Source organism: Kaistella sp. (genome assembly GCF_032060305.1).
GTDB lineage: Bacteria > Bacteroidota > Bacteroidia > Flavobacteriales > Weeksellaceae > Kaistella > Kaistella yananensis.
Window position 1 is genome coordinate 1 of sequence record NZ_DAMBHK010000021.1, and the last position, 4,815, is coordinate 4,815.

The 4,815-nt window shown below is 39.3% G+C and carries 5 protein-coding genes and 1 pseudogene; 1 reads left to right on the forward strand and 5 read right to left on the reverse strand.

The features are described from left to right. The first annotated feature begins 15 nt into the window (after positions 1–15). Complete coding sequence (locus V5N63_RS04580) at positions 16–1,530, forward strand: GH3 auxin-responsive promoter family protein (protein ID WP_332033018.1); 1,515 nt, start codon at positions 16–18, stop codon at positions 1,528–1,530. 31 nt (positions 1,531–1,561) lie between these two features. Here V5N63_RS04580 and V5N63_RS04585 read toward each other — a convergent pair whose 3' ends face one another. The 5 genes and pseudogenes from V5N63_RS04585 to V5N63_RS04605 all read right to left on the reverse strand — a co-directional run. Beyond that, complete coding sequence (locus V5N63_RS04585; RefSeq protein ID WP_088468426.1) at positions 1,562–1,903, reverse strand: hypothetical protein; 342 nt, start codon at positions 1,901–1,903, stop codon at positions 1,562–1,564. 36 nt (positions 1,904–1,939) lie between these two features. Beyond that, complete coding sequence (locus V5N63_RS04590) at positions 1,940–2,320, reverse strand: hypothetical protein (protein ID WP_332032994.1); 381 nt, start codon at positions 2,318–2,320, stop codon at positions 1,940–1,942. 1 nt (position 2,321) lies between these two features. After that, positions 2,322–3,110, reverse strand: coding sequence for an endonuclease/exonuclease/phosphatase family protein (locus tag V5N63_RS04595; RefSeq protein WP_332032995.1), 789 nt, complete (start codon positions 3,108–3,110; stop codon positions 2,322–2,324). A gap of 203 nt (positions 3,111–3,313) precedes the next feature. Further along, complete coding sequence (locus tag V5N63_RS04600; RefSeq protein WP_332032996.1) at positions 3,314–4,045, reverse strand: rhomboid family intramembrane serine protease; 732 nt, start codon at positions 4,043–4,045, stop codon at positions 3,314–3,316. Between the two features lie 5 nt (positions 4,046–4,050). After that, positions 4,051–4,815: pseudogene (locus V5N63_RS04605) on the reverse strand (DNA mismatch repair endonuclease MutL); the annotation flags it as partial.

Below are 4,815 nucleotides of genomic sequence, written 5' to 3' on the forward strand. Positions count from 1 at the left end.
ATTATATTTGTATCAATGGCAACAAAAGCGCTTTTTAATACCGTTGTAAACTGGTTTATCCGCCAGCGGATCGATCAGATCCAGAATTTCATCAATCACCCTATCGAAACGCAAAACGGCGTCTTATTCTCTCAGCTTTATCACGCAGAGAATACCGATTATGGAAAAATTCACGGCTTCAGCTCTATTTCCAGCTACAAAGATTTCTGCAAAAATGTTCCCATCGTTACTTATGAAGATTTTGAACCTTATATTGAAAGAGCCCGACAGGGACAACCCGATGTTTTCTGGCCCGGATATATCCGCAAGTTTGCAAAATCTTCGGGAACCACCAATGCGAAGAGCAAATTTATTCCGATCTCTGAAGAAAGTTTAGAAGACTGCCATTTCAAGGCCGGGAAAGATTTACTTTCCATCTACGCAAATAATCATCCTGAAAATTCACTCTTTTCAAACAAGAATTTAAGACTTGGCGGAAGTTCAGAACTGTATGAAGATTTCAATACAAAATTTGGCGACCTCTCGGCAATTATGATTGAAAACCTCCCGTTCTGGGTAGAAATTACCACGACGCCAAGCAAAAAAATCTCTTTAATGTCGGAATGGGAAAGTAAATTGAAAGCGATTATTTCTGAAGTGAAAAATGAAGATGTAGGGAGCATGACCGGCGTACCAAGCTGGATGATGGTTTTGCTGCAACGTACCTTAGCAGATACAGGAAAACAAACGATTTCTGAAATATGGCCTAATCTTGAAGTGTTTTTTCATGGCGGCATCAGTTTTACACCTTATCGAGAACAGTATAGAAAAATTATCGGTAAAGACATTAATTATTACGAAATCTACAACGCTTCCGAAGGTTTTTTTGCCATTCAGGATCAGCCAGGCAGTGACGAAATGCTTTTGATGCTTGATTACGGAATTTTCTATGAATTTATTCCGATGGATAAATTTAATCCCGATAATTTACAGGCCATCCCATTGCAGGAAGTTGAAATCGGTAAAAATTATGCTGTTGTAATTACCACCAACAGCGGGTTGTGGCGCTATCTGATTGGCGACACTGTAAAATTTACCTCGCTGCAGCCATTCCGCATTAAAATTTCTGGAAGAACAAAACATTACATCAACGCATTTGGTGAAGAACTGATGATCGACAATGTAGAAACTGCATTAGCCAAAGCCTGCGAAATAACCAATTGCTCAGTTACCGATTTTACTGGCGCTCCGGTATTCATGAAAGACGGCGAGAGCGGCGCCCACGAATGGATTTTCGAATTCACCCAGGAACCTGAGGATCTGGAGCGCTTCACCGAAGTTTTCGATAATTACCTTAAATCTGTAAACTCCGACTACGAAGCCAAACGTTATAATAATATGACCTTAAAAAAGCCGATCGTGCATATCGCAAAACCTCAGCTTTTTTATAACTGGATGTCGTCCCGCGGAAAACTTGGCGGACAGAACAAAGTTCCGCGGTTAAGCAACGACAGAGAATATATAGAACCTTTGCTGCAAATGAACCAATAAAAAAATCCGCTGTATTCAGCGGATTTTTTATTTACTTTTTCAGGTCTTCTTTTACTTTTTCGGCGCCATCTTCTACTTTTTCAGCGCCTTTCGCAGCTGCGTCTTTTACATCTTCACCGGCTTTTTTGAGTTGTGTTCCTGCATGTTCGGCAGCCTCGTCAATTTTTTCGCCTGCGGCATTAAGCTTTTCTTTCGCTTTATCTACGGTTGCATTGATCGTTGCAGAATCCAAAGCAGTTGTTTCTTCTTTTTCTATAGTTGTGGTGGTAACGCTGCCGTCTGGATTTTCGGTGGTTTCGACCTTTGTTTCCGACTGTTTGCAGCTCATCAACATTAATGAGAATACTGCTGCGGTTAAAAAATATTTTTTCATAATTGGGTGATTTGTAAGGTTTAAATTTAAAGAAAATTATGGTTGATTTGGTGTTTCAGAAGGTTGATTTTCTGTTGGAGCATTCTGTTTTTGCCTTTTTGCCTTCTCAGCATCGAGTTTTTTCTTTTCTTCAGCCAGTTTCTTTTCTGCTTTTTCCTTTTCTTCTTTAGCTTTATTCAGCAATTTTTCTTCTTCCAATTTAAGCGCTGCTTTTTTCAGAGAATCCTGATATTTTAGCGACGAAATTTTTATCCGCCTGGCCACATCCACGGAAGTTGCACCCACCGAAAAAGAATCTACGGCTGTGGTATCATAAGGAACAGTGACAATTTCTTTTTCCACAGGAACCGTTTGAACCGCTTCTTTTCCGCAGGAAAACAGCGATATAAAAAATACAGATAATATAAAACTCTTCATCTTAATCAATTTTGAATTCTGTAATTACAGGAAAGTGATCTGAAACTTTCGCGGATCGGTCTACTTTGTAACTGATGGGCTTTAATTCCGGCGAACAGAACACATAATCGATCCGGATCGGGAATTTATAGTCGTGAAAACTTGTTGAGCTGCCACTACCCGTTTCTACGAAAACATCTTTCAGTTTTTTACCGATTTGATAATATTCATAGGAATTTGGAACAGCATTGAAATCACCCGCCAAAATTACCGGATAAGGCGATTCTGAAACCGCACGCTGAATATCAGCAACTTCATCCTGATGATTTTTGAATGTAGGAACCAGCTTTCTTACAACATATCTCAACTTGAGTTTGTTTTTATCCAGGTCTTCAGAAGGTTTCACTTTGCCTTTATCAAAAGAAAAAGGACTCAGATAAACATTAATCAGCCGGATTTTTTTCCCGTTGACTTCCACATCGGCAAAAAAAGAATTTCCGTTTCCTACCGTTGCAATTTTACCCTGTTCAAGGATTTTAATTTTTGAATTTAATGCTACGATTTCGTAAGCATCCGTTCTGTGCTCATAACCTGGAACTTTGAATTCACTTGCATATTCCTGGGCTAAAATAATATCTGCATCCGTAGTTTTCAGGTAATCATAAACCTTTTGATAGCCGAAAAGTGTTCCTCCTTTTATATTAACTGAAACGATTTTTAAATTGGCTTTTTCGTGAGCTGTGTCGCTGTAATTCAGCCATCTTCTGGTTGGGTTAATTAAAAATGAACTAAGCAGTAAAAATAAAAACACCCGTTTTTTCCAGAGCACAAGCCAAAGTATGCAGAGTAAAACATTCAGAATCATTAATACCGGAAAACTGAGTGAAAGCATATTCACCCATGGAAAAACCCGAGGCGGAATGTAATCATTCAATAATGTTCCAAACAAAAGAACAATAATGAACAGGTGAAAAAGTGTGAGTAAAAAACGGAATATTTTCACAAAAACTCAGCTTAATTAAAACGGTAAAGGTGTTTTTTCCAGATTTTGGCCAGTATAAAACCAACTAAAGCTCCACCAACGTGGGCAAGATGTGCAATTCCGCCTGCATTTCCGGTGACTCCTAAATAAATGGAAACGATGATCACCACTGGCATCAGATATTTTACCTTCACCGGAACCGGGATAAACATCAACATGATTTTGGCATCTGGATATAACGTTGCAAAAGCGGCAATGACACCAAATATTGCTCCTGAAGCACCCACCATCGGCACCGAAATTATCGACTGTAATTTGCTTACAAGTCCCTGCTGCTCGAGTACAGCCTCAGAATTTCCTTTAAAGGAAACATTTTCACCATTCAGGTAACCGGCTAAATCGAATCCCAAATTCTGCAGGCTGGACTTTATCTGCTCAACTTCCACAAAATTCCAAAGATTAAAAAGGAAAAAAGCGCCCAAACCACTTACAAAATAAAGGATTACATATTTTTTGTCTCCCAGCACCTGCTCCAGAACAGGCCCAAAACTGTAAAGCGTCATGAGATTAAAGAGAATATGCAGAAAACTCCCATGCATAAACATGTGCGTAATGATTTGCCACGAATGGAAAAACGGGGAGAAAGGATAAAATGCCGCTAAATATCTGTACATCAAGTCGGTCTGCAAAACGTAAGTCAGGATAAATACGACGATATTTATGATGATAATATTGCGGGTAATGGGTGGTATATTATTAAACATCTGTTTTAAAATTTATTTTTTAATTCATCCAGTGGGATTTCTATATAACATCTTTTCCCGCCGGGTAAATACTCCGGGAAACCCAGTGCGGTAAAATCGCGTATTACCTGCTCGGCATCAATTTTATAAAGAAAATCAAAACGGGATTTGCTTTGTATTTTGTTCCACTGGTTTTGGTAGAAATTAAGGAATTCCTCTTCGGTTTTGTACTCCAGAATGTCGAAAAGATTCTCCATGAATTTCATGACCTGGGTTTCTTTCAAACCTTCCGGAACAGCGTCTATTCTCAACACATTATCGTTCGCAATCACCATTTCGAAACCAAGTTCAGGTAAAAATTTCTTTATTGAACGGAATTTGTTTTTCTCGGTTTCATTCATGTGATATTCCAGAGAAAAAAGCAAGGTATGTTTTTCATTGCTGAGTTTTTTCTTTGCATTTCTTTCGCTTATCACCAGACGCTGCATGCGTCCAAGATCGAGCATCAGCGTTTTGCCGCCTTTATTGAAAAGCCAGTAGCCGTTCGGAAGCCTCATTAAATCCTCATCGAAATCTTCATCCTCAAAAAGATTTATTTTAGAAGGTTCTGCGGGAATATTCTGCTGATACATTTCCGTAAGGGCGGTTCGGTCTCCGGCAGAAGCTCTTTCTTCCAAAAACGGATTATAGTCGCGGTCTACGGTAATTTCAGGTGCGCGGAAACTGCTGCTTTTACTGGTTTGGTGAACAAATGCATCGATGCTTGCATCCCTGTCGAAATCAAGGCTTGG

Excerpts from the sequence above, each read along its gene's own strand:
- V5N63_RS04580 (WP_332033018.1), top strand. The coding sequence starts at position 16 with ATGGCAACAAAAGCGCTTTTTAATACCGTTGTAAACTGGTTTATCCGC.
- V5N63_RS04585 (WP_088468426.1), bottom strand. The coding sequence starts at position 1,903 with ATGAAAAAATATTTTTTAACCGCAGCAGTATTCTCATTAATGTTGATG.
- V5N63_RS04590 (WP_332032994.1), bottom strand. The coding sequence starts at position 2,320 with ATGAAGAGTTTTATATTATCTGTATTTTTTATATCGCTGTTTTCCTGC.
- V5N63_RS04600 (WP_332032996.1), bottom strand. The coding sequence starts at position 4,045 with ATGTTTAATAATATACCACCCATTACCCGCAATATTATCATCATAAAT.